Source organism: Paraburkholderia aspalathi, assembly GCF_905220735.1.
GTDB classification, from domain to species: domain Bacteria; phylum Pseudomonadota; class Gammaproteobacteria; order Burkholderiales; family Burkholderiaceae; genus Paraburkholderia; species Paraburkholderia aspalathi.
Window position 1 is genome coordinate 1462343 of the sequence record NZ_CAJNBA010000002.1, and the last position, 19703, is coordinate 1482045.

Annotated in this window: 26 protein-coding genes and 1 tRNA gene; 12 read left to right on the forward strand and 15 right to left on the reverse strand. The window is 62.9% G+C overall.

What is annotated here, in order from left to right; genetic code table 11:
* Positions 1 to 73: 73 nt before the first annotated feature.
* The 3 genes from KHO30_RS17335 to KHO30_RS17345 form a co-directional block, all read right to left on the reverse strand.
* Positions 74 to 454 carry a glyoxalase superfamily protein gene (locus KHO30_RS17335; RefSeq protein ID WP_211701851.1) on the reverse strand — a complete coding sequence of 127 codons (381 nt, stop codon included), beginning with the start codon at positions 452 to 454 and terminating at the stop codon, positions 74 to 76.
* A 68-nt stretch (positions 455 to 522) separates the two neighbouring features.
* The gene (locus KHO30_RS17340; RefSeq protein ID WP_200620439.1) at positions 523 to 765 is read right to left on the reverse strand and encodes a DUF6566 family protein; all 243 of its coding nucleotides are present in this window, start codon (positions 763 to 765) and stop codon (positions 523 to 525) included.
* Positions 766 to 872: 107 nt separating this feature from the next.
* On the reverse strand, positions 873 to 1070 hold the full coding sequence (locus tag KHO30_RS17345; RefSeq protein WP_054034588.1) for a hypothetical protein: 198 nt from the start codon (positions 1068 to 1070) through the stop codon (positions 873 to 875).
* Between the two features lie 140 nt (positions 1071 to 1210).
* On the opposite strand from KHO30_RS17345, the gene KHO30_RS17350 reads away from it, so the two are divergent.
* Complete coding sequence (locus tag KHO30_RS17350) at positions 1211 to 1492, forward strand: hypothetical protein (RefSeq protein WP_211701667.1); 282 nt, start codon at positions 1211 to 1213, stop codon at positions 1490 to 1492.
* Positions 1493 to 1541: 49 nt separating this feature from the next.
* Here the strand turns inward: KHO30_RS17350 and KHO30_RS17355 are convergent, their stop codons facing one another.
* Genes KHO30_RS17355 through ssuD form a run of 4 tightly spaced genes read right to left on the reverse strand, consistent with a single transcriptional unit; the run spans position 1542 to position 4877 of the window.
* The gene (locus tag KHO30_RS17355; RefSeq protein WP_054034589.1) at positions 1542 to 1757 is read right to left on the reverse strand and encodes a TOBE domain-containing protein; all 216 of its coding nucleotides are present in this window, start codon (positions 1755 to 1757) and stop codon (positions 1542 to 1544) included.
* Between the two features lie 47 nt (positions 1758 to 1804).
* Positions 1805 to 2806: an ATP-binding cassette domain-containing protein gene (locus KHO30_RS17360; protein WP_093632573.1), complete on the reverse strand. Its 1002-nt coding sequence runs from the start codon at positions 2804 to 2806 to the stop codon at positions 1805 to 1807.
* The gene (gene ssuC, locus KHO30_RS17365) at positions 2803 to 3660 is read right to left on the reverse strand and encodes an aliphatic sulfonate ABC transporter permease SsuC (protein ID WP_054034591.1); all 858 of its coding nucleotides are present in this window, start codon (positions 3658 to 3660) and stop codon (positions 2803 to 2805) included. The genes KHO30_RS17360 and ssuC overlap by 4 nt, the downstream gene beginning before the upstream one ends.
* 56 nt (positions 3661 to 3716) lie before the next feature.
* Positions 3717 to 4877 carry an FMNH2-dependent alkanesulfonate monooxygenase gene (gene ssuD, locus KHO30_RS17370; protein ID WP_211701668.1) on the reverse strand — a complete coding sequence of 387 codons (1161 nt, stop codon included), beginning with the start codon at positions 4875 to 4877 and terminating at the stop codon, positions 3717 to 3719.
* 508 nt (positions 4878 to 5385) lie between these two features.
* On the opposite strand from ssuD, the gene KHO30_RS17375 reads away from it, so the two are divergent.
* Positions 5386 to 5811 (forward strand): hypothetical protein, encoded by a 426-nt coding sequence (locus tag KHO30_RS17375; RefSeq protein WP_097392287.1) that lies wholly within the window; start codon positions 5386 to 5388, stop codon positions 5809 to 5811.
* Positions 5812 to 5830: 19 nt separating this feature from the next.
* Here the strand turns inward: KHO30_RS17375 and KHO30_RS17380 are convergent, their stop codons facing one another.
* On the reverse strand, positions 5831 to 6967 hold the full coding sequence (locus KHO30_RS17380) for an enoyl-CoA hydratase/isomerase family protein (protein ID WP_200620436.1): 1137 nt from the start codon (positions 6965 to 6967) through the stop codon (positions 5831 to 5833).
* A gap of 46 nt (positions 6968 to 7013) precedes the next feature.
* A complete protein-coding gene (locus KHO30_RS17385) occupies positions 7014 to 7925 on the reverse strand; it encodes a TetR/AcrR family transcriptional regulator (protein ID WP_211701669.1) in 912 nt (303 codons plus the stop codon).
* A gap of 135 nt (positions 7926 to 8060) precedes the next feature.
* Between KHO30_RS17385 and KHO30_RS17390 the strand changes: the two genes are divergently transcribed.
* Positions 8061 to 9071 (forward strand): NAD-dependent epimerase/dehydratase family protein, encoded by a 1011-nt coding sequence (locus tag KHO30_RS17390; protein ID WP_211701670.1) that lies wholly within the window; start codon positions 8061 to 8063, stop codon positions 9069 to 9071.
* Between the two features lie 73 nt (positions 9072 to 9144).
* On the opposite strand, the gene KHO30_RS17395 is transcribed toward KHO30_RS17390, so the two are convergent.
* Positions 9145 to 9429: a DUF1488 family protein gene (locus KHO30_RS17395; RefSeq protein ID WP_200620433.1), complete on the reverse strand. Its 285-nt coding sequence runs from the start codon at positions 9427 to 9429 to the stop codon at positions 9145 to 9147.
* 266 nt (positions 9430 to 9695) lie between these two features.
* Between KHO30_RS17395 and KHO30_RS17400 the strand changes: the two genes are divergently transcribed.
* A complete protein-coding gene (locus KHO30_RS17400; protein WP_211701671.1) occupies positions 9696 to 9887 on the forward strand; it encodes a hypothetical protein in 192 nt (63 codons plus the stop codon).
* A gap of 64 nt (positions 9888 to 9951) precedes the next feature.
* Positions 9952 to 10335, forward strand: a complete 384-nt coding sequence (locus KHO30_RS17405) for a hypothetical protein (protein WP_200620432.1) — start codon at positions 9952 to 9954, stop codon at positions 10333 to 10335.
* Between the two features lie 14 nt (positions 10336 to 10349).
* On the opposite strand, the gene KHO30_RS17410 is transcribed toward KHO30_RS17405, so the two are convergent.
* Complete coding sequence (locus KHO30_RS17410; RefSeq protein WP_372450030.1) at positions 10350 to 10682, reverse strand: DMT family transporter; 333 nt, start codon at positions 10680 to 10682, stop codon at positions 10350 to 10352.
* 10 nt (positions 10683 to 10692) lie between these two features.
* Positions 10693 to 11190 carry a heme-degrading domain-containing protein gene (locus KHO30_RS17415; RefSeq protein ID WP_211701672.1) on the reverse strand — a complete coding sequence of 166 codons (498 nt, stop codon included), beginning with the start codon at positions 11188 to 11190 and terminating at the stop codon, positions 10693 to 10695.
* 260 nt (positions 11191 to 11450) lie between these two features.
* On the opposite strand from KHO30_RS17415, the gene KHO30_RS17420 reads away from it, so the two are divergent.
* The 7 genes from KHO30_RS17420 to KHO30_RS17450 all read left to right on the forward strand — a co-directional run bounded on the left by KHO30_RS17420 (position 11451) and on the right by KHO30_RS17450 (position 16907).
* Positions 11451 to 11527 (forward strand) — tRNA-Met (locus KHO30_RS17420).
* A 321-nt stretch (positions 11528 to 11848) separates the two neighbouring features.
* Positions 11849 to 12394 carry an NUDIX hydrolase gene (locus KHO30_RS17425; protein WP_093632565.1) on the forward strand — a complete coding sequence of 182 codons (546 nt, stop codon included), beginning with the start codon at positions 11849 to 11851 and terminating at the stop codon, positions 12392 to 12394.
* A gap of 9 nt (positions 12395 to 12403) precedes the next feature.
* Positions 12404 to 13141 carry a leucyl/phenylalanyl-tRNA--protein transferase gene (aat, locus tag KHO30_RS17430; protein ID WP_054034598.1) on the forward strand — a complete coding sequence of 246 codons (738 nt, stop codon included), beginning with the start codon at positions 12404 to 12406 and terminating at the stop codon, positions 13139 to 13141.
* A gap of 119 nt (positions 13142 to 13260) precedes the next feature.
* On the forward strand, positions 13261 to 14082 hold the full coding sequence (locus KHO30_RS17435) for an arginyltransferase (RefSeq protein ID WP_200653635.1): 822 nt from the start codon (positions 13261 to 13263) through the stop codon (positions 14080 to 14082).
* Positions 14083 to 14252: 170 nt separating this feature from the next.
* A complete protein-coding gene (locus KHO30_RS17440) occupies positions 14253 to 15230 on the forward strand; it encodes a quinone-dependent dihydroorotate dehydrogenase (RefSeq protein ID WP_234486872.1) in 978 nt (325 codons plus the stop codon).
* A 115-nt stretch (positions 15231 to 15345) separates the two neighbouring features.
* Positions 15346 to 16140: a cystine ABC transporter substrate-binding protein gene (locus KHO30_RS17445; RefSeq protein WP_211701673.1), complete on the forward strand. Its 795-nt coding sequence runs from the start codon at positions 15346 to 15348 to the stop codon at positions 16138 to 16140.
* A 107-nt stretch (positions 16141 to 16247) separates the two neighbouring features.
* Positions 16248 to 16907 carry an amino acid ABC transporter permease gene (locus KHO30_RS17450; protein ID WP_054034600.1) on the forward strand — a complete coding sequence of 220 codons (660 nt, stop codon included), beginning with the start codon at positions 16248 to 16250 and terminating at the stop codon, positions 16905 to 16907.
* Positions 16908 to 16950: 43 nt separating this feature from the next.
* Here the strand turns inward: KHO30_RS17450 and lepB are convergent, their stop codons facing one another.
* From lepB to KHO30_RS17465, 3 genes are all read right to left on the reverse strand, one after another.
* Positions 16951 to 17649: a signal peptidase I gene (gene lepB, locus KHO30_RS17455; protein ID WP_211701674.1), complete on the reverse strand. Its 699-nt coding sequence runs from the start codon at positions 17647 to 17649 to the stop codon at positions 16951 to 16953.
* Positions 17650 to 17767: 118 nt separating this feature from the next.
* Positions 17768 to 18766: a Gfo/Idh/MocA family protein gene (locus tag KHO30_RS17460; RefSeq protein ID WP_211701675.1), complete on the reverse strand. Its 999-nt coding sequence runs from the start codon at positions 18764 to 18766 to the stop codon at positions 17768 to 17770.
* A gap of 142 nt (positions 18767 to 18908) precedes the next feature.
* Positions 18909 to 19625 carry a FadR/GntR family transcriptional regulator gene (locus KHO30_RS17465; RefSeq protein ID WP_093632559.1) on the reverse strand — a complete coding sequence of 239 codons (717 nt, stop codon included), beginning with the start codon at positions 19623 to 19625 and terminating at the stop codon, positions 18909 to 18911.
* Between the last annotated feature and the right edge of the window lie 78 nt (positions 19626 to 19703).

Here is a 19703-nt window from a genome sequence, read left to right on the forward strand (position 1 = left end):
CAATGCATGCCGGCGCCCAGTTCCGTTTACGAGGCGGCCCCTCCCGCGGCGTCAAGGCACGCCCCTTTCGTCATCACGCCTCGCGCACCTCCTCTTTCGGCGCTTCAGAAAAACGAATCCGGTTACCAAACGGATCAATCGTCTCCAGCTCTTTGCCCCACGGCACCTCCTCAATACCCGGTTTCCCGTACTTGTAATCTTTGCGCTGAAGTTCGGCATGCAACGCATCGATGTCCTGCACCCGCACGAAAATCGTCGAGCCTGGCGTCGCGTCGCCGTGATGCTCGCTCAAATGCAAAATCAGGTCGGATCGGCGCACCTGCATGTAGAGCGGAAAATTGGCCTCGAAGCGGTGTTCCCAGTCGATGGTGAAGCCGAGAAAGTCCACGTAAAACTCTCTGGCTTTCTCTTCAGAAAAGATGCGGATGATCGGAATGGCAGGCGACAGGTGCACAGCGGTCTCCAGCAAGTCGAAAGATCGTCAGCTTAATCGAATGCGCTCGCCGGCTTACGTGCTTGTGGCTATGCGGCAAGCCCGGCATCGATCGTTTCGCGCGCCGCCTTGAAGCCCGCGAGAGCCGCGGCATGCTCGGTGGACCACAGCGTGTCGATGTGCACAAGCCGCCAGTCAACTACCACCGCATCGTTGCGCAACACCCGGAAATGCGCTTTGACGCCGGTGAGCACCTGTTCAACCGCGACTTCAATCTCGTAGTCCTGATAGCGCTCCTGGTAGTCGCCCATGTCGAGGCCCTTCGGCTCCATGATCGCCTCCTTGGTGTCTTGCGTGCCCTTGAATGTTGGCGGCCATACTTTTCCACCGGGCCGTCGTTACGGCTCGGAGCATGCACCGGCCCGCCCTCGCCTGACGATCAGTCGCAATCGCCAGAAAGGTACTGCCGGCCGCTACAGGTGATTTCGACTTCGCCGCCGCTTGCTTCTGCAGCGAGCCCGTTTGTCAGCAACTCCGCCGTGACGGATTGCTCAAACTTCGGCATGGGCTGTCCGACGCCGACATCATTCAGGCGCCGCAACGCTTCAACCGCTTCCGGACTTAATGACTTCGACATGGCCGTCTCCGTCGTGGTGCTCAATTCATCCTAGCAAGTTTCGCGGATGCACGCAGGGGCGCGTCGAGGCATACGGGTTGCGTGCCGTACAGATGTGTCGCGTCAGCAAACCGGCAAGCGGTATCGGAAAGGAGGACGAGATGGAGCGAAACAGAAACAGAATGGCGGCGCTGACGGCGGGCGTCGCGCTCGCGATGTTTGGCGCAGTCGGCACGGCGGCGTTCGCACAAACGCCGAACCCGGCGCCAAAAACACCAGCGGCGTCGCAGAACGGCGGCGCCTCGATGGTCAAGCCGCCCGAGGCGGCCCCCGATTCAGGCGGTTCGAGCAATCCGGACAATATGCCCATCAAGCGTCCGCGCCAGGCGACCAACGACAGGATGATGCACGAGCCGCCCGCCAGCGGCGCCAACGCAAAATAACGTCGGCGCGCATGACGGTACGAGCAGCGCGGCTAGTGCATTCGCGCGCTTACAGACGCGCGATCGACACCTCCGTCGACTTCACCAGCGCGACCACTTCCGAGCCGACCTTCAGGTCGAGTTCGTCGACCGAACGCGTGGTGATCACCGAGGTGACGATACCGAACGGCGTCTCCACATCGACCTCGGACACCACCGACCCGCGGATGATTTCCTTGACCTTGCCTTTGAACTGATTGCGTACGTTGATTGCGGAAATGGTCATATCGAGTGACTCCAGAAAAGCGATTGAAAACAGTCAGTCAAGGGATGTCAGACGGCCCAGCGGACGTCTGTCGGCCGCGTGAGGCGGCCCTCGTCACGTGCGTCGTAAGCGCGATGGGACAGCGCGTCGTCATTCGGCGCCGTCTTCAGTACGCGTTGCAACACATGTTCTTCCAGCGCGGCAAAACCGGCCGACGCACGCGCCCGTGGGCGCGCCAGCGGCACCGGCTGATCGAGCGCGATGCGTCCTTCTTCGATCAGCAGAATCCGATCGCCGAGCGCGACAGCTTCGTGCACGTCGTGCGTCACCAGCAGCGCGGTAAATTGATGTTCGCGCCACAGGCGTTCGATCAGCGCGTGCATTTCGATGCGCGTCAACGCGTCGAGCGCGCCGAGCGGTTCGTCCAGCAGCAGCAATTGCGGCCGATGCACCAGCGCACGCGCGAGCGCCACACGCTGACGCTGGCCGCCTGAGAGCTGCGCGGGCCAGTCGTTGGCGCGTTCCAGCAAGCCGACTTCGTCGAGCACGGCGCGCGCATCTTCACGAGCGCTGCGGCCGAGGCCGAGCATCACGTTTTGTAGCACGCTCTTCCAGGGCAGAAGCCGCGCGTCCTGGAACATGATGCGCGTGTCGAGCGGCTGGCCGTCTTCGGCGCGCTTTTCGAGCACGCCCGTCGTCGCCTTCTCCAAACCCGCCACCAGGCGCAACAAAGTCGATTTCCCGCAGCCGCTGCGGCCGACGATCGCCACGAAACTGCCGCGCTCGATCGACAAATCAAAATCGGACAGCACCGTGCGCTCGCCGTACTGCTTGCCGACGCCGCGCAATTCGACCGAAAAATCGCCAGAGCGGCTGGCGTCGTTGCGCGCCGATGCACCGGTCGCCGCAGGCACGGCATCAGCGCGCTGGCGATCGTGCGCCGGGTCCGCACGGTCGAAGCCGGCAGCCTCGTCCGCGTTGTGATCGACAGTACGCGGTTGCGCCAGTTCGGCTTCGAGATCGCTGCCCGCGATGCCGCCGAACGAAGCCGACAATGTCGTTGCGCTCATGTTTTCGCTCCTCGTTGATAGGCAGGATGCCAACGCAGCGATACACGCTCGAGAGTCTTGGCCAGCACATCGGCAAGTTTGCCGAGCGCCGCATACAGCAGGATGCCCACCACCACCACATCGGTTTGCAGGAATTCGCGGGCGTTCATCGTCATGTAGCCGATGCCCGACTGCGCGGAAATGGTTTCAGCGACGATCAGCGTGACCCACATCAGCCCGAACGCAAACCGCACGCCGACCAGAATCGAGGGCAACGCCCCCGGCAAAATCACATGCCGGTACAGCGCGAAGCCCTTCACGCCGTAGCTGCGCGCCATCTCGATCAGGTTGGCATCCACCGAACGGATGCCGTGAAACGTGTTCACGTAGACCGGAAAAAACACCCCCAGCGCGACGAGAAACACCTTCGCCTCTTCTTCGATACCGAACCACAGGATCACCAGCGGGATCATCGCCAGCGCGGGAATGTTGCGGACCATCTGCACCGTCGAATCGAGCGCGATTTCAGCGGGTTTGAAGAGACCCGTCGCGAGGCCGAGCACGAGTCCAATGCCGCCGCCGATCGTAAAGCCCGACACCGCGCGCCACGTGCTGACCTTCACGTCCGCCCACATTTCGCCGGACTGGATCAGCGACCACGCTGCCTTCACGACGGCAAGCGGTTCGGGCAGCACACGCGTCGAGAGAATGCCGCTGCGCGCGGCGAATTCCCACGCCAACAGAATCGCCAGCGGCACGAGCCACGGCGCGAGAGGCGCGCCGATGCGCCGCAATGCGCCGACGAGGCCCGCGCCGAAAGCCGCGCCCGAGCCTGCCTGTGTGCCTCGTTCCGCACTCACAGTGGATTGCGCCATGATGATTGTCCTCGTTGCTTATCGATGGGCGTCATTGCCGAACCGGGCGCAAGCGCTCAGCTCGAACTTGCCGCCTTCGGCAGATAGTTGTTGCCGACGATCTCGCCGAACGGTCCCGACAGCGGACCGCCGGCGACCTTGCTTTGATGACCCGGCAGCAGCGGGAACACCAGTTCAGCGAACCGATACGACTCTTCGAGATGCGGATAGCCGGACAGGATGAACGTGTCGACACCGAGCGCCGCGTACTCGTTCATCAGCGCGGCCACCTGCTCGGGATTGCCGACCAGCGCCGTCCCCGCACCACCGCGCACGAGACCGACACCCGCCCACAGATGCGGATACACCTCGAGTTCCGCGCGGCTGCCGCGCTTGCCGCCGTGCAACGCGGCCATGCGGCGCTGTCCTTCGGAATCCATCTTCGAGAACGAAGCCTGCGCACGGGAAATGGTTTCGTCATCGAGCTTGCTGATCAGCTTGTCGGCGGCAGCCCACGCTTCTTCTTCGGTCTCGCGCACGATGACGTGAAACCGAATGCCGAACTTGATCTTGCGGCCACGCGCTTCGGCGCGGGCGCGAATGTCGGCGATCTTCTTCGCGACGGCCGCGGGCGGCTCGCCCCACGTCAGATACGTGTCGATGTGATCGCCCGCAATGTCGTGCGCAGCCGCCGACGAACCGCCGAACCACAGCGGCGGATGCGGGTGCTGCACGGGCGGATACAACGCCTTGCCGCCCTTCGAGGTCAGATGCTTGCCGTTGAAATCGATCGCTTCGTTGGTATGCGCGGCGGTCAGCAGCTTGCGCCAGATATGCAGGAACTCGTCGGTGATTTCATAGCGCGTGTCGTGATCGACGAACACACCGTCGCCTTCCAGTTCAGCCGAATCGCCACCGGTCACGACGTTGATCAGGAGACGCCCATTCGACAGGCGGTCGAAAGTCGCCGCCATGCGCGCCGCCAGACCCGGCGATGAGATGCCCGGACGGATCGCCACCAGAAACTTCAGACGTTTGGTCGCGGCGATCAGGCTCGACGCGACGACCCATGCGTCTTCACACGAACGGCCGGTCGGCAGCAGCACGCCCTCGTAGCCGAGCGTGTCGGCGGCGACGGCGATCTGCTGGAAATAGTCGTAATCCGCTGCGCGTGCGCCTTGGGACGTACCGAGATAGCGGCTATCGCCGTGAGTCGGAATGAACCAGAACACATTCATTTGCTGCTCCTGCTTGTTCGAAACTGGATTGAATGGAAACGGTGCGTCGAGTGAACGCGCGTACGCCGGCCGCGCGCATCCCTCCGGCACAAGAGCCGGAGACGCAGGCGCAAAAAAGGAACGGAAAAACTGCGGCGAAAAGCGGACTAGTTCCGACAGCGCATCCGCAAGCGCGTGTGTGCCATGGAGCGGCTGAAGATCGGCATCAGGCAGGACATCGCGACGGCTTCCCTCGACCAGACGTGCGCGTGATGCGCTCGATTAAATGGGCGACGGCGGCAAACACCGTCTGCATGGAGAAACAGTCTATGGATCGAGGCGCGGCTTTTGAACGATTTTTTTTAGCTTAGGTTTTCCACTTTCGTGATTAGCCCGACGCTAAAGCATACGGATGTTGCGCCTTACCTACGCTGGAAGCGGGGTACCCCTATATATAATGGCGCCACGTTTCCAATAATCCGGTGCAGGCCGCGTGAACCACGCAGCCTGATCTCTCGCGGTGCAATGCATGCAAAAACTCATCCTGCCGTTCGTCGCCGGTTTTCTGGCTTCCCTGTTTTTTCATGAATCGACTCTGGCGCTGCTGCACGCAGCCGGTCTGATCGACCCAACCGGTTTTTCAACCGCGCCGTTTTTGCCGCTCGGGCTGCCGGAGTTTATTGCCAATGCGATCTGGAGCGCATTCTGGGCTGTGCTCATGGCGTGGCTGTTGCGCGTTGCACCGGGGCGCCGCGCGCCGTGGGTGCCCGCCTTCGTGTTCGGTGGTCTCGCGTTGACGGCGGCGAGCGTGTTTGTGGTCGATCCGTTGCGCGGCATCTGGCCGAGCGGCAACATGCTGCCGCGCCTCGCGGTGGGTTTCGCGGCGAACGCGATGTGGGGCTGGGGCGCGCTGGTGTTCATGCGCGCATTCATGGCGAGCGAAGACGAAGACTGAGGGTCTTACTGGTGCCTGCTTAACCGCGCAGATCGTGCAACGGGTGTTCGTTTGCCGGCCACGGGCTTTCGAACATCTTCGCCACATCGGCGGCGCTCACGTCTTCGATGCGTGCAAAACGCCAGCGCGGCGCGTTGTCCTTGTCGATAATGCGTGCGCGAATCCCTTCAATCGTGTCGCCATGCGCGAAGCACGTGCGCGTCAGATCGAGATCGCCGCGCAGCACGTCGGCCATCGAACCCTCCGCGCGCGTCACCACTTCCAGCGACACAGCCATCGACAACGGCGAACGTTCGCGTAACACGGCAATCGTCTGCTCAGCCCAATCGGCAGAATCGCCGCCGTGCTCGCGTTCCTGCTCCAGCGACGCGAGAATCCGCGTCATGTCGGGTAACGCGAAATGCCGATCGATCAACGCGCGCGTGCTCGCGAGCGGTGAAGCGTCGGGCTCCGGCGCGACCTGATGCCTGGCGGCCTCACGCTCGATACACGCCACCACGTCTGCACCTCGTTCAAACGGCTCGCTGCGCAATGTATCGACTAGCGCGGGCAATGCCGCGTCGTCGATATAGGCGTCGGCGAGACCTGCGTAGAGGGCGTCTGCTGCGCCGATCGTCTCCCCTGTGACCGCCAGATATCGGCCGAGCGCGCCCGGCGTGCGCGCCAGAAACCAGCTCGCGCCGACATCGGGAAAGAGGCCAATGCGGGTCTCCGGCATCGCCATCTTCGTCGAGTTTGTCACCACCCGCAGGCCGCCGGTACGATGCGCGCCCTGCGAAATCCCCATGCCGCCGCCCATCACGACACCGTTCGTCAAGGCGATATACGGCTTCGGGTACGTGAAAATCGCGTGATTGAGCCGGTATTCCTCGGTGAAAAACGTATCGCGCGCATCATGCTCGCCGCGCTGCGCCGACTCGTACAGAAAGCGCACATCGCCGCCCGCGCAAAACGCGCGCGGATGCTGGCTGCGCACTACTACGGCAAGCACGTCGGGATTTTCGCGCCACTGCTCGAGCGCCGCGTGCATCGCGAGAATCATGCCGGTAGACAGCGCGTTGAGCGCCTTCGGTCTTTCCAGTTCGATGAAGCCGATGCCGTTGGCTACGTAAGTCGCGACTTCGTCGCTGACGGCGGGCGAGGCGGAAATAGACATGGAGAGCTTGGCGCGATGGCGCGAAATGAACCGGAACTGAACGTTATCACGCGCTCGCGGCTTTGGGCTTGGTGGCGGGTTTGACGCCCGTCTCAGCGGGCGATTCTGCGTGCGCTTCGGAGTGCGATTGCGCTGGCGCTTCAGCGGACTTTTTCTTGCCGGCACGCGTGGATTTTGCGGCGCCTTGCGGTTGCCCGGCGGGTTGCGTACCTAGCCAGGTATCAAGCGCGACGCCCACCACCGTATCCAGCGGCGCGCTCGGAAACACGGGGCATGTGAGGTTGAGCGCGACGATGCCATGCAGGGTCGCCCAGAACGCCTCCGCCCACACGGCCACGTCCATCGATGCAGACAAGCGCCCTGCTGCTTTCAACTCTTCGAGCGCGCGCAGCATGATGTGTAACGCGGCATCGCCGGGGTCGTCGTCTGATTTCGCGGGCGCGAGGTTCGCTTTTCCTGAGGCGGTTGTTCCTGCTGCGGCTGTCCCAGCGACCGTAGCCTCCGCCGTTTCGTTCGCGGCACCAGCGCCTGCATCCACGACCGCTGCCAGCGCCCCATCCACACCCTTGCGAGCCGCACCAGCCGCCCCGCCCAGCGCCGCGCCCGTGTAGCTCGGGTCTTCCATGAAGATCAGCCGGTAGGTTTCCGGATGCGCAACACCGAATGCCACATACGCACGCCCGAGCGCCTTCAGGCGTTCAGCCGGATCGGCGATCTGCGCGAGCGGCACGAAGGTAGCCAGCAATTGCGCATAACCTTCAGCACACAAGGCCTGCGCAATTTCATCGCGGCTCGCGAAGTGAAGGTACAGCGTGGCGGGTGAATACTCGATGGCGTCGGCAATCTTGCGCATCGAAAGCGCAGCAAAGCCTTCGCGCATCACGATGCGCCGCGCTGCATCGAGGATGCGTTCGCGCAGCGCCTGTTTCTGACGGCTTTTTCGTTCGACGATTCCCATGCCGCGCATTTTCGGCTTGACAAACTGAAAAGTCAAATTAAACTGAACACCGTTTATTGAACAGTGTTTATTAAATTCTCATCGGTCAGACAAGCTCATCCAGGCGCGATGCGGCGCCGTCTTCAGGAGTCGTTCATGCAAGCTACAGGGAAAGTGGGTTTATTCGGTGCTGCCGGCGCCGCCGGTCAAATCACCGGGGCGGCGCTGAGCGCGGCGGGCCGGGATTATCGGGTAGTCGGCCGCTCGCGCGCGCCGCTCGAGGCGGCCTTCGGCCACGACCCGCATGCGGAAATCGTCACGTGGAATCCGGACGACCCGGCTTCGATCAGCGCCGCTGCGGCCGGTTTGCAGACGGTGATCTACCTGGTGGGCGTGCCCTACGATCAGTTCGCCTCCCATCCGCCGCTCATGCAAAAAACCCTCGACGGCGTGACGGCGGCAGGCGTCGAACGCTTCATTTTGATCGGCACTGTGTATCCGTACGGCCGCGCGCGCAGCAATCCGATTAACGAAGATCATCCGCGTGAGCCCCATACGTTCAAAGGCAAGATGCGGCTCGAGCAGGAAAAACTGGTGCTGGCGGCACACGGACGCGCGAGCGGGTCGACCAGTTTGTCGACCCTGGTGCTGCGCCTGCCGGATTTCTACGGCCACTGCATCGAACGCAGCCTGATCAACGGCATATTCGAGGGCGCGGCGCACGGCAAGCGCGCGCAGGTAATCGGGCCGGTCGATGTGCCGCACGAATTCATCTACCTGCCGGATATCGGCCCGGTGGTCGAGAAACTCACACGTACGCCGGAAGCGTACGGCCGCTGGTGGCATCTGGCCGGCACGGGCACGATCACGCAGCGCGAAGTGGCGAGACAGGCCTATGCGCTGGCGGGCCGCGAGCCGAAACTGATGGTGGCCGGCAAGACGCTGCTGCGCGTGTTCGGCCTCTTCAATCCGATCATGCGAGAACTGGTGGAGATGAACTACCTGATGACCGAGCCGGTTGTGCTCGACGACTCGGCACTGACACAGTTGATCGGCCCGATCGCCAAAACCTCGTACAAAGACGGTATCCGGCAAGCGTTCGCCGCCGCGCGCGCAGCGGCATCGGTGAATACGGACACGCACCGGGACGCCGCGAAAACCGCCTGATTGTCGTTGTGGACGGCTTTCGCAAGCGAGCGGATGTGAAGCGCGTGATTCGTGCGTGTGCGAACGAACAGGATCAGCCCGCCATATTGCCGGGCGGAAAGTGGCCGCTCTTGAGCAGGACAGGCGTGCCATTGCTGATCTGCAAATGTTCGCGCGCAACCGCCTCGATGCGCGGACGCCCGGCGTCGAACGCGCGCATCCAGCCGTCGAGATCCTCGGTGTACGCGCCGAAGTGGTCTTCGAGCGCCTCGACGGAGATCGCGCACGGCACCGGTTCGCCGTCCACAAGCGCGCGAAAGACCACCGTCAGATTGGAGTCGCGGTAAGCGGGCGCGTCCGCGGGAAACCGAATTTCCATGGTCGCCTCATCAGGAGGATCCGGCAGGAAATGGACACCGGGGAGAACCGGCCGCCCCCGGATATGCCCGATATGGTACTCGCGCGACTGGACCGCGGTCCACCCTCCAGCGCCTGCCCGATCAACGGCGCGCGCCCCATGCCCGTAAGCTACGGATGCAAATCGACACACCGGATTGCACTTGTGCCGACTACCCCTGTCGAACTGGTTCACCGGCACGATCCGTGCTGACGCAATGACGCCATTTCGAGGTCAACGAGCACAGTATGGGAAAATATTTTCTGCAGAACCACGAACTGCCTGAGCCGGATGCGCCAAACACCTGGTTTGCCTATGCCGAAAGCCACGGCATCGACATTCCTAAAGCCATTAGCATCTGGGAAGACGCAGCGACCGAAAGCGGCTCGGAAAGCCGCCAAATGGTCCGCGCGGCAGGCATCACGATCGAAACGCCTTAACCTTGTGGGCACACCGCCGGTGTGCGTGGCGAGTCTCGATACCTATTTGAAAGGAAACATCACGATGCATTTCATGACGCAACTGCGCCGCTCCGGCCGCTTCCGACCCAGCAGCGCCGCGCTTGCTCTCGTGCGCAGGGCTTCCCTGTCTGCCGCGCTGCCCGCCGCTGTGCTGCTCGGCGCGGGTCTCACCGGCTGCGCATCGTCGAACACCACCTCGCTGATCAATCTGCCGAACGGCCAGACCGGCTTTGCGGTGAACTGCAGCGGCGCCGACGCCGCGTCCAGTTGGGCTTCCTGCTACGTGCAGGCCGGCAAGGCATGTGGCGCAACCGGCTACGACATCGTGTCGAAAGACAACGACGAAGGCGGCACCGCGGGCGGCAGCGTCACGAACGTCGTCTCGGCCAACGTGAAAAACCGTTCGATGATCGTGCGCTGCAAGTAACGCTCAGTGGGCGCTCAGTGCGCCTGCATCTTCGAGAACATATTGAGCACGGCGACCCCGGCAATGATCAGCCCGAGTCCGATGATGGCCGGCACGTCCGGCACTTGCCGGTACATCACGACCGCGACCAGCGTGATCAGCACGATGCCGGCGCCTGACCACACGGCGTAGACGATGCCCACCGGAATAGTCTTCAGCGTGAGCGACAGGCAATAGAACGCGATGCCGTAGCCGACCACCACGACCGCTGCGGGGAGCAGCCGCGAAAAACCTTCCGAGGCCCGCATCGCGGAAGTCGCGATGACTTCGGCAACGATCGCAATAGCGAGCAATGCATAAGGAGGCATCCGCATCGCCTCAGGCCTTTGCAAGCGCGAGCTTGCTGTAGTCGTGGCCGAGGTGCGCGCACAGCGCTTCCACCACCAGCTCATGATCGGCGCGTTGCGGCAAACCGGACACCGTGATCGAGCCGATCACACCGGCGCCCGCCACCGTCAATGGAAACGCGCCCCCATGGGACGCATATTCCGTGACCGGCAAGCCGTGCTTGTCGGCGAGCGTGCTGCCCGCCTGTTGCATCTTCAAACCGATCGCGTACGAGCTGCGGCGGAAATGCGCAACCGTGTTGCCCTTGCGACGCGCCCAGTCGACGTTGTCCGGCGTCGCGCCTGCGAGCAAGCTGAAGAACAGCGGTTGACCGAATGTGCGCACGTCGATAGCCGCTGCAATGCCGCGTGCTTTCGCGACTTCGTGCAGATAGGCGCCGATCTGCCATGCGCGGTCGGTATCGAATTGCGGGAACACCAGCGCTTGTTCCTGAGCGGCAATCACCTGTAGATCGTGAGCGATATCCATGGAGTTCTGAACAAGGTAAGAAGTGAAGCGCAGGCCGTTGCACATGCATCCCGGCGCGCGAAGAGAACCTGGATTCTAGCGCAGCGCGCTACGCGGGCCTTCCGGCATACGACGCCGGCAATTCATGCCGCGACTTTGGAGGCTGCTGCGCTTTGGCGTTCCGCTTTAAGGTCCACACCCCAGCGATGCGTATTGAAGTCGCTCCTTAACTAGCTATTGCGTTGGTCTCCGCTTTGTTCTATAATCTTTTCTTCGACGGACGCGGGGTGGAGCAGTCTGGCAGCTCGTCGGGCTCATAACCCGAAGGTCGTAGGTTCAAATCCTACCCCCGCAACCAAGTAGCACTAAATTGGTTCGAAGACGTCGAAAAAACTTCAAAGGCTTGCCCAACCGGCAGGCCTTTTTTGTTTTCTGCCTCCTGCTTTCCGCTTCGAGATTGCGCGCGCTCACACGCCCGCTCGTGCTTTGCACTCGTTGATCCGGACTCCAAACATATCCGCATTTTTCCTCTGCGGTATTCGCAATACCGTCGCGTCTACCCGCGCCTGATCAGCGAAGTCTCCCCACCCCTCACCGACTGGCGCGCACCGCCATGGTCGGCTCCCGAGAAAGCTCGCCCCAGTGATAAACTCCCATCACCCTTTCTCGTCCCCTTCCTATGAAATTCTGTTCTGTCTGCGGCCACGGCGTCAGCCTGAGCATTCCGCCGGGTGACAACCGCGAGCGCTTCGTGTGTGGAAGTTGCGGCACGGTGCATTATCAGAATCCGCGCAACGTGGTCGGCACCGTCCCGGTCTGGGACGACAAAGTGCTGCTGTGCCGTCGCGCGATCGAACCGCGCTACGGCTACTGGACGCTGCCGGCAGGCTTCATGGAAATGGGTGAAACCACCGCCGAAGCGGCTTCGCGCGAAACGCTGGAAGAAGCCGGCGCGCGCGTCGAGGTGCAGAGCCTGTTCTCGCTGCTGAACGTGCCGCACGTGCATCAGGTGCATCTGTTCTATATGGCGCGCCTGCTCGACCTCGACATCGAAGCCGGCGAGGAAAGCCTCGAAGTGAAACTCTTCGAGGAACACGAGATTCCGTGGGACGAGATCGCCTTCCCCACCGTCGGCCAGACCTTGCGCTTCTTTTTCGCCGACCGTGCGGCCGGTAGTTACGGCCTGCACACGGGCGACATCTTCCGCTCGCTGCGCGAAGGTTGAGCGGCGCGCATGGTTCCCTGGCTCGGACCTGACGATCCGTTTCCCTCCGTCGAGCGCGCGCTCGGCGCGGCAAGCGGCGCACCCGGCCTGCTCGCCGCCAGCGGCGACCTGCTGCCGTCGCGGCTGATCGACGCCTATCGGCGCGGCATCTTCCCATGGTATTCGGACGGTCAGCCGGTCTTGTGGTGGAGTCCCGATCCGCGCATGATCCTGCGCCCTGCCGAGTTCAAACTCTCGCCGTCGCTGCGTAAAACGCTCAAGCGCGTGCTGCGCGAGGACGCGTGGGAAATCCGCGTCGACCATGATTTTGCCGCCGTGATGCGCGCCTGTGCGCAGGCGCCGCGGCGCGGCCAGCGCGGCACGTGGATCACCGCGGACGTGGTCGAAGCGTATTCGTCTCTGCACCGGGTAGGCGATGCGCACAGCATCGAGACCTGGTTCGAAGGCAAGCGCGTAGGCGGTTTATACGGGGTTTCGTTCGGCCGGATGTTCTTCGGCGAATCGATGTTCGCCGAGGTCACCGATGCGTCGAAAATGGCGCTGGCCGCGCTTGTCGGACACTTGCGCTGTCACGAAATAGAAATGATAGACTGCCAGCAGAACACGTCGCATCTGGCGTCGCTGGGCGGTCGCGAGATAGCGCGCAAAGCGTTCATCGCGCATGTTCGCGCGTCTGTCGACGCACCGCCGATTCCCTGGCGTTTCGACAAGACCGTCTTGCGCGATGTCGTCGCGCCGGCGGCGTAGGAAGAATCAGGCCGAATCCGGATCCGTCGCCTACCGAGCCGCGGGTCACGAGCCGCGGGTTTCAAACCGCAAGGCGCCGGGTTTGCAATACCAGAGACGCTTCGACGAGAGCTGCCAACGTGACTCATCCCAACGAGCTGCCTCTTTCTCCCCTTTCAGCGCTGCAATTTTATGCAACGGCGCCCTATCCCTGCAGTTATCTGGATGGACGCATCGCGCGTTCGCAAGTCGCCACGCCCAGTCACCTGATCAACTCCGACGTCTATACCGACCTCGTCAAAGCCGGCTTCCGTCGTTCGGGCGTGTTCACTTACCGCCCGTATTGCGATGGCTGCCGCGCCTGCGTGCCGGTGCGCGTGCCAGTCGATCATTTCGAGGCGAACCGCACGCAACGCCGGGTCTGGAAGAAGCACGGCGAGCTGATCGCAACGGTCGCCCCGCTGCACTACGACGAAGAGCACTACGCGCTCTATATGCGCTATCAGTCGGCACGGCATGCCGGCGGCGGCATGGACCGCGACAGCCGCGACCAGTACGAACAGTTCCTGCTGCAGAGCCGGATCAACTCGAGGCTAGTGGAATTCCGCGAGCCGCTGCCGGACCATCCGTCGGCGCCGGGCATTCTGCGCATGATCAGCATGATCGACATCCTCGGCGACGGGCTCTCGTCGGTGTACACGTTCTTCGAGCCGGGTCTGCCGCACACCAGCTTCGGCACCTACAACATCTATTGGCAGATCGAGCAGGCGCGGAGCCTCAAGCTGCCCTACGTCTACCTCGGCTACTGGATTCGCGAGAGTCCGAAGATGGCCTACAAGGCGAATTTCCGGCCGCTCGAAGGTTTGATCGATGGTGTCTGGAAGGTGCTCGATCCAGCCAGCATCGATCTGCCGCCGGTCGATCTGGCGATTCAGGGCAGGCGCGGGCCGCTGCGGCCTTAACCTGGCAATAACGTAGCCATAACGTGCACAACCTGGCCACGTCAGTCCCTCCCCGTTAGTCTCATTAACGCCCTAAAGCCGGTAAAATGGCGGGTTCCCATTTTCCGGCCGCCCGGCTTCGTCCCGTGTTCAGTTCCCTCTACCCGCTCGTACGCGCCCAACTCTTTCGCATGGACGCGGAAGACGCTCACCACCTGACTTTGCGTGCGCTCGGCGCCGCGGGCCGCACCGGCCTCGCAAGCGCGCTCGCGCCACGCGTGCCGGATTCGCCGCGCACCGTAATGGGGCTGACGTTCAAGAACCCGGTCGGACTTGCCGCGGGTCTCGACAAGGACGGCGCGTGCATCGACGGTCTGGCGGCGCTCGGCTTCGGCTTCATCGAAGTGGGCACGGTCACGCCGCGCGCCCAGCCGGGTAATCCGCGCCCACGCATGTTCCGCCTGCCCGAAGCGAATGCCGTGATCAACCGGATGGGCTTCAACAACGCGGGTGTCGACCAGTTCGTCAAGAACGTGCAGGCCGCGCGCTATCGCGGCATCCTCGGACTGAACATCGGCAAGAACGCCGACACGCCGATCGAGCGCGCCGCCGAGGACTATCTGTACTGTCTCGAACGCGTTTACCCGTTCGCGAGCTACGTGACGGTCAACATCTCGTCGCCGAATACGAAGAATCTGCGCCAGTTGCAAGGCGCGGGCGAACTCGACGCGCTGCTCGCGGCGCTCAAGGACAAGCAGCAGCGTCTCGCCGACATGCACGGCAAGCTGGTGCCGCTCGCCCTGAAGATCGCGCCGGACCTCGACGACGAACAGATCAAATCGATCGCCGATACGCTGTTGCGCCACAAGTTCGAGGGCGTGATCGCCACCAACACCACGCTGTCGCGCACCGCCGTCACTGGCATGCAATACGGCGACGAAGCCGGCGGCCTCTCAGGCAAGCCCGTGTTCGACGCATCGAACGAAGTGATCCGCAAGCTGCGCGCCGAAGTCGGCGAAACGGTGCCGATCATCGGCGTGGGCGGGATTTTCTCGGGCGAAGATGCGCGCGCCAAGCTCGCGGCAGGCGCTTCGCTGGTGCAGCTCTATACCGGCTTCATCTACCGCGGACCCGCGCTGGTGGCCGAATGCGCGCAGGCGCTGCGCTAAGCCGCCCCCGCCCCGTCTCCGTAATATAGACATAAACAAACGGTATTTAGGTTTCGATAGTCTGCTTTGTTATGCTTTCGTCTGTTAAAACGCCAGACGAACAAAAAGGAACTCGATGAAATTTGGCTTGCTGAAAAAGATGCTCGTCGCCGGCCTGATCGGCGCGTCGTTTACTGCGATCACCGCGCATGCGGACGACCTGCTTGACCAGGTTAAACAGCGCGGCACGCTGCGCATCGGCCTGGAAGGCACCTTCCCGCCGTTCAATTCGAAAGCGCCGTCGGGCGAACTGGTGGGCTATGACGTCGACATCGCCAAGACCGTTGCCGCCAAGCTTGGCGTGAAGCCGGAATTCGTCACGACCGAGTGGAGCGGCATCATCGCCGGTCTGCAGGCAAACAAGTTCGATGTGATCGTCAACCAGGTCGGCATTACGGACGCACGCAAGCAGGCGCTCGACTTCTCGCCGGCGTACACGTACTCGGCCGCACAACTGATCCAGCGTAAAGACGACACGCGCCAGTTCAAATCGCTCGACGATCTGAAGGGCAAGAAGCTCGGCGTCGGTCTGGGCACGAACTACATGGACATGGCGAAGTCGGTGCCGGGCATCGACGTGAAGACGTATCCGGGCGCGCCTGAATACCTGCGCGATCTGGCCTCCGGCCGTCTGGACGCGGCGCTGAACGACCGCCTGATGCTTGCGTATCTGATGAAGAACTCGCAACTGCCGCTGCGCACGGGTGCAACGGTCGGCGCGGGCAACCCGTCGGGCATCCCGTTCAGAAAGGGCAACCCGAAATTCGCCAAGGCGATCGACGACGCGATGACCCAGCTCGAAGCCGACGGCACGTTCTCGAAGATTTCGGACAAATGGTTCGGCATCGACGTCAGCAAGCCGATCAAGTAACGCACGCTGGATGAAACGAAGGGCGGCATCGTCGCCGATGCCGCCCTTCGCTTTTGTCTATCATGTGCGCCCATGCGTACTCTGCGCGCCAACCTTACCCACCGCTCATGTCCACCACTTCCCTGCTCGTCCAATCGCTTCCTGTGCTCGCACAGGGCGCCGTCCTGACGGTCAAGTTCGCGGTTCTGTCGATGATCTTCGGCCTGATTGCCGGCGCCGTGCTCGCGGTGATGGGCGTCAGCCACAACCGCGCGCTGAACTGGATCGCGCGTGTGTATGTCAGCGTGTTCCGCGGTACGCCGCTGCTGGTACAGATCTTCGTGATCTATTACGGCTTGCCGAGCCTCGGCATTTCGCTCGACCCCACGCCTGCGGGCGTCATCGCGTTGTCGGCGAACGTGGCGGCGTATCTGTCGGAGAGCATGCGCGGCGCGATTCTCGGCATTCCCAACGGCCAGTGGCTGGCCGCCTATAGCCTCGGGCTCTCACGCCGCCAGACGCTGCGCTACGTGATCGCGCCGCAGGCCTTGCGCATCGCCGTGCCGAGTCTGTCGAACAGTTTGATCAGCCTGATCAAGGATACGTCGCTGGTGTCGGTGATCACCGTGACCGAGTTGCTGCGCAGCGCGCAGGAGATCATCGCGTCGACTTATCAGCCGCTGCCGCTGTACCTCGCGGCCGCCGCGGTCTACTGGGTGCTGTGCCAGGTGCTCGAGTGGGTGCAGCACTGGTACGAAAAGCGCCTGGCGCTGCCGTCACGTCACTGAAGTGAACTGAACCCAGCTGAACCCGTAACGATGCCGCGCGGGCCTACCGGCTGGCGGCTAGCGACGCCGCATCCAGCGGTGCGCCGAAGCGCTCGAAGCGCGGTTTGTAGTAGTCGTCCGGGTCGAGCGAATACGCGACATGACGCGTGCGGCCCATCAGTTCCTTGCGCGGAAAGAAGCCGAAGTAACGCGAGTCGGCACTGTTGTCGCGATTGTCGCCGAGCATCAGATACTCGCCTTGCGGCACGACCACAGGGCCGAACGAATTGCGCGGACTCGGCGCGTCAGGCGCGAGCCGCACCGTGTGCGTCACGCCGTCGAAGCGTTCAGTCAGATAGTCGCCGGGAGATGTCGCATCGCCCGGCAGCGGCTTGAGTTTCAGCGGCTGATAATCAGCCCGCACACCGTTCACGTACAGCACGTTTTCGCGCATCGCGACGCTGTCGCCGGGCAAGCCGATCAGACGCTTGACGATCAATTCATGCGCGGCCGAAGAATCGATCGTGACGATGTCGCCGCGCTGCGGATCGTGCAGATGCGCGATCGTGATATGGGTGAGCGGCACGCGCAGATCGTAGGCCATCTTGTCGACGAAAATCCGGTCGCCTTCGCGAATCGTCGGCAACATCGAGCCGCTCGGCACGACGTTCCAGTCGGCCACTGCGCTGCGGAACAGCACCATCAGGAACAGAAAGGCGACGAGGCTCTTGTTGTCGCGCCACAGTTTTCCAAGCATGCGCATCGCAGGCGGCTCCAGTGGAAGGTGATCGAAAGCTGTGGGTACGCGGCCCTTTTTTGTCGAGTCCACGTGCCCGCGCAAATCGTACCACCGCCGCGGAAAGCAACGCAGCGACGGACTCTCACTCCCCGGCGAACTTGAGCCCCAACGCGGCGCGCGCCGCATCGGCCATTTCGATCATCTGCAGCGACTTGCTGTGCGGCATCAGCGGGCTCTCAATCTGCCCCGCCCGAATCAGTTCGCAGAAATGCGCGGTCTCGTAGTTCAGACCGCCGCCTTCGAACGGCTCGTCGAGCTCGACCACACGACCGTCGCCGTAGCGGATCGTCGCACGCGACGGATTCCACCAGGGTTCATGAATCGTGACATGGCCGCTCGTGGCCATCAGCAACGCGTCGCCCTTGCCGTGCAGATCAAGTCCGCAGAACAACTGGGAGATACCGCGTTCATGCTGGCTGTTCAGGCTCGCGAATGTGTCGACGCCGGTCGAACCGAGCCGCCCGAGCGTCTGCACCTCACGCGGGGCACCGAGCCAGTCGACCGCGAGAAACATCTCGTAGACGCCGATATCGAGCAGCGCGCCGCCCGCATGCTCGAACGACAGCGACGGATGATCGTCCGGCACGCCCGGCACCGAACAGCCGGCGCGCACGAGACCCACCTCGCCGATCGGTTCGACATCCAGATGCGCGCGCAACTTTCTGTAGAGCGGATAAAACGGCGGCTTCATGGCTTCCATGAAAAGCCGTTGCTCGGCGCGCGCGACCTCGAGCACACGCTCGAGTTGCGGCTTGTTGATGGTGGCGGGTTTTTCGCACAGCACGTGCAGACCGGCTTTAAGCGCGGCGATCGCGTAATCCGCGTGACTGTCCTGGACCGTGGCGATATAAAGCGCGTCGATACCGCTCGCGAGCAGCGCGTCGAAACTCGCGCACACGTCGCCGCCGAATTCCGCGGCGAAGGCCATGGCCGGTTCGGCGCGGCGTGACCACAGTGCGCTCAGCGACGCCTGCGGCACATGAGTGAGCCCTTGAGCGAAGCGACGGGCAATGCGGCCCGTCCCGACGATCCCCCAGCGAATCGTGCCGCCCGCGGGGGTTTCCTGCGTTGCAATTGTCATCGTTCCTTCGAGTCCGTGCAGTTCAGAACAGGCGCTATTGTGACGCAAGCCACGCGCGCATGCGCGGGCATGCTGTCGCGCCGTTCGTTATGCAAGGTCCCCTCGCAGGAAAGCACCTCCGTCGCCGCCGTAGCGGCCGTGCTCAGCGCACCGGGGGTTCCGACGTAAAGCTGCTGCCGATCTCTTCCGCGGTGTAGTCGATCATCGCCAACGAGGCGATTTCGGCTTCCTTCGGATCGCGCCGTTCGATCGCTTCGACCACGCGCTGATGCGTGCTCACGGCCTTCTCCCACATCCCGTCCTTCTGATTGACGATCGGGTTGACGGTCGACAGCGCGCCGCGAATGATGGCCGCCATCTGCTTGAAGAACTGATTGCCGCTCGCCACCACGATGCGCGCATGGAACAGCTCGTCGGCGGCCTGATAGCCGGATTCGCCCGGCCGGATCGCGCGGAACGCGTCGAAGGCCTCGCGAATCGCCGCGATGTCGGCCGCACTACCCCGCGCGGCCGCCTGCGCCGAGGCGCGCGGTTCGATCAGGATGCGGAACTCGATCACGTCGCGCAAAAACAGCGGATCGGGCTTCGCGCGAAAACGCCAGTTCACGACGTCCTCGTCGATCATTCGCCAATCGCTCATCGGCCGGATGCGCGTGCCGATCTTCGGCCGCACGTCCAGCATGTCGCGCGCGAGCAGCATCGACAGCGCCTCGCGCATGACGGTGCGGCTGACGTCGAACTCCTTGGACAGCACATCCTGCGGTGGCAGGATGGCGCCATACTTCTCTTCCACGATGCCGGTCACGAGTCCATCCATGACCTTGCTGACCAGCGATCGATCCTTGTTTGCCTGTTCCATTTTGATACTCTCCCCGAAGCGGTGTTTGCCCCCGCGTAGCCTGTTGATCAAGCAGCCCTCATGTGTCGTTTTATGTAG

Excerpts from the sequence above, each read along its gene's own strand:
- KHO30_RS17340 (WP_200620439.1), bottom strand. The coding sequence starts at position 765 with ATGGAGCCGAAGGGCCTCGACATGGGCGACTACCAGGAGCGCTATCAG.
- KHO30_RS17345 (WP_054034588.1), bottom strand. The coding sequence starts at position 1,070 with ATGTCGAAGTCATTAAGTCCGGAAGCGGTTGAAGCGTTGCGGCGCCTG.
- KHO30_RS17350 (WP_211701667.1), top strand. The coding sequence starts at position 1,211 with ATGGAGCGAAACAGAAACAGAATGGCGGCGCTGACGGCGGGCGTCGCG.
- KHO30_RS17355 (WP_054034589.1), bottom strand. The coding sequence starts at position 1,757 with ATGACCATTTCCGCAATCAACGTACGCAATCAGTTCAAAGGCAAGGTC.
- KHO30_RS17360 (WP_093632573.1), bottom strand. The coding sequence starts at position 2,806 with ATGAGCGCAACGACATTGTCGGCTTCGTTCGGCGGCATCGCGGGCAGC.
- ssuC (WP_054034591.1), bottom strand. The coding sequence starts at position 3,660 with ATGGCGCAATCCACTGTGAGTGCGGAACGAGGCACACAGGCAGGCTCG.
- ssuD (WP_211701668.1), bottom strand. The coding sequence starts at position 4,877 with ATGAATGTGTTCTGGTTCATTCCGACTCACGGCGATAGCCGCTATCTC.
- KHO30_RS17375 (WP_097392287.1), top strand. The coding sequence starts at position 5,386 with ATGCAAAAACTCATCCTGCCGTTCGTCGCCGGTTTTCTGGCTTCCCTG.
- KHO30_RS17380 (WP_200620436.1), bottom strand. The coding sequence starts at position 6,967 with ATGTCTATTTCCGCCTCGCCCGCCGTCAGCGACGAAGTCGCGACTTAC.
- KHO30_RS17385 (WP_211701669.1), bottom strand. The coding sequence starts at position 7,925 with ATGGGAATCGTCGAACGAAAAAGCCGTCAGAAACAGGCGCTGCGCGAA.
- KHO30_RS17390 (WP_211701670.1), top strand. The coding sequence starts at position 8,061 with ATGCAAGCTACAGGGAAAGTGGGTTTATTCGGTGCTGCCGGCGCCGCC.
- KHO30_RS17395 (WP_200620433.1), bottom strand. The coding sequence starts at position 9,429 with ATGGAAATTCGGTTTCCCGCGGACGCGCCCGCTTACCGCGACTCCAAT.
- KHO30_RS17400 (WP_211701671.1), top strand. The coding sequence starts at position 9,696 with ATGGGAAAATATTTTCTGCAGAACCACGAACTGCCTGAGCCGGATGCG.
- KHO30_RS17405 (WP_200620432.1), top strand. The coding sequence starts at position 9,952 with ATGCATTTCATGACGCAACTGCGCCGCTCCGGCCGCTTCCGACCCAGC.
- KHO30_RS17410 (WP_372450030.1), bottom strand. The coding sequence starts at position 10,682 with ATGCCTCCTTATGCATTGCTCGCTATTGCGATCGTTGCCGAAGTCATC.
- KHO30_RS17415 (WP_211701672.1), bottom strand. The coding sequence starts at position 11,190 with ATGGATATCGCTCACGATCTACAGGTGATTGCCGCTCAGGAACAAGCG.
- KHO30_RS17425 (WP_093632565.1), top strand. The coding sequence starts at position 11,849 with ATGAAATTCTGTTCTGTCTGCGGCCACGGCGTCAGCCTGAGCATTCCG.
- aat (WP_054034598.1), top strand. The coding sequence starts at position 12,404 with ATGGTTCCCTGGCTCGGACCTGACGATCCGTTTCCCTCCGTCGAGCGC.
- KHO30_RS17440 (WP_234486872.1), top strand. The coding sequence starts at position 14,253 with ATGGACGCGGAAGACGCTCACCACCTGACTTTGCGTGCGCTCGGCGCC.
- KHO30_RS17445 (WP_211701673.1), top strand. The coding sequence starts at position 15,346 with ATGAAATTTGGCTTGCTGAAAAAGATGCTCGTCGCCGGCCTGATCGGC.
- KHO30_RS17450 (WP_054034600.1), top strand. The coding sequence starts at position 16,248 with ATGTCCACCACTTCCCTGCTCGTCCAATCGCTTCCTGTGCTCGCACAG.
- lepB (WP_211701674.1), bottom strand. The coding sequence starts at position 17,649 with ATGCGCATGCTTGGAAAACTGTGGCGCGACAACAAGAGCCTCGTCGCC.
- KHO30_RS17460 (WP_211701675.1), bottom strand. The coding sequence starts at position 18,766 with ATGACAATTGCAACGCAGGAAACCCCCGCGGGCGGCACGATTCGCTGG.
- KHO30_RS17465 (WP_093632559.1), bottom strand. The coding sequence starts at position 19,625 with ATGGAACAGGCAAACAAGGATCGATCGCTGGTCAGCAAGGTCATGGAT.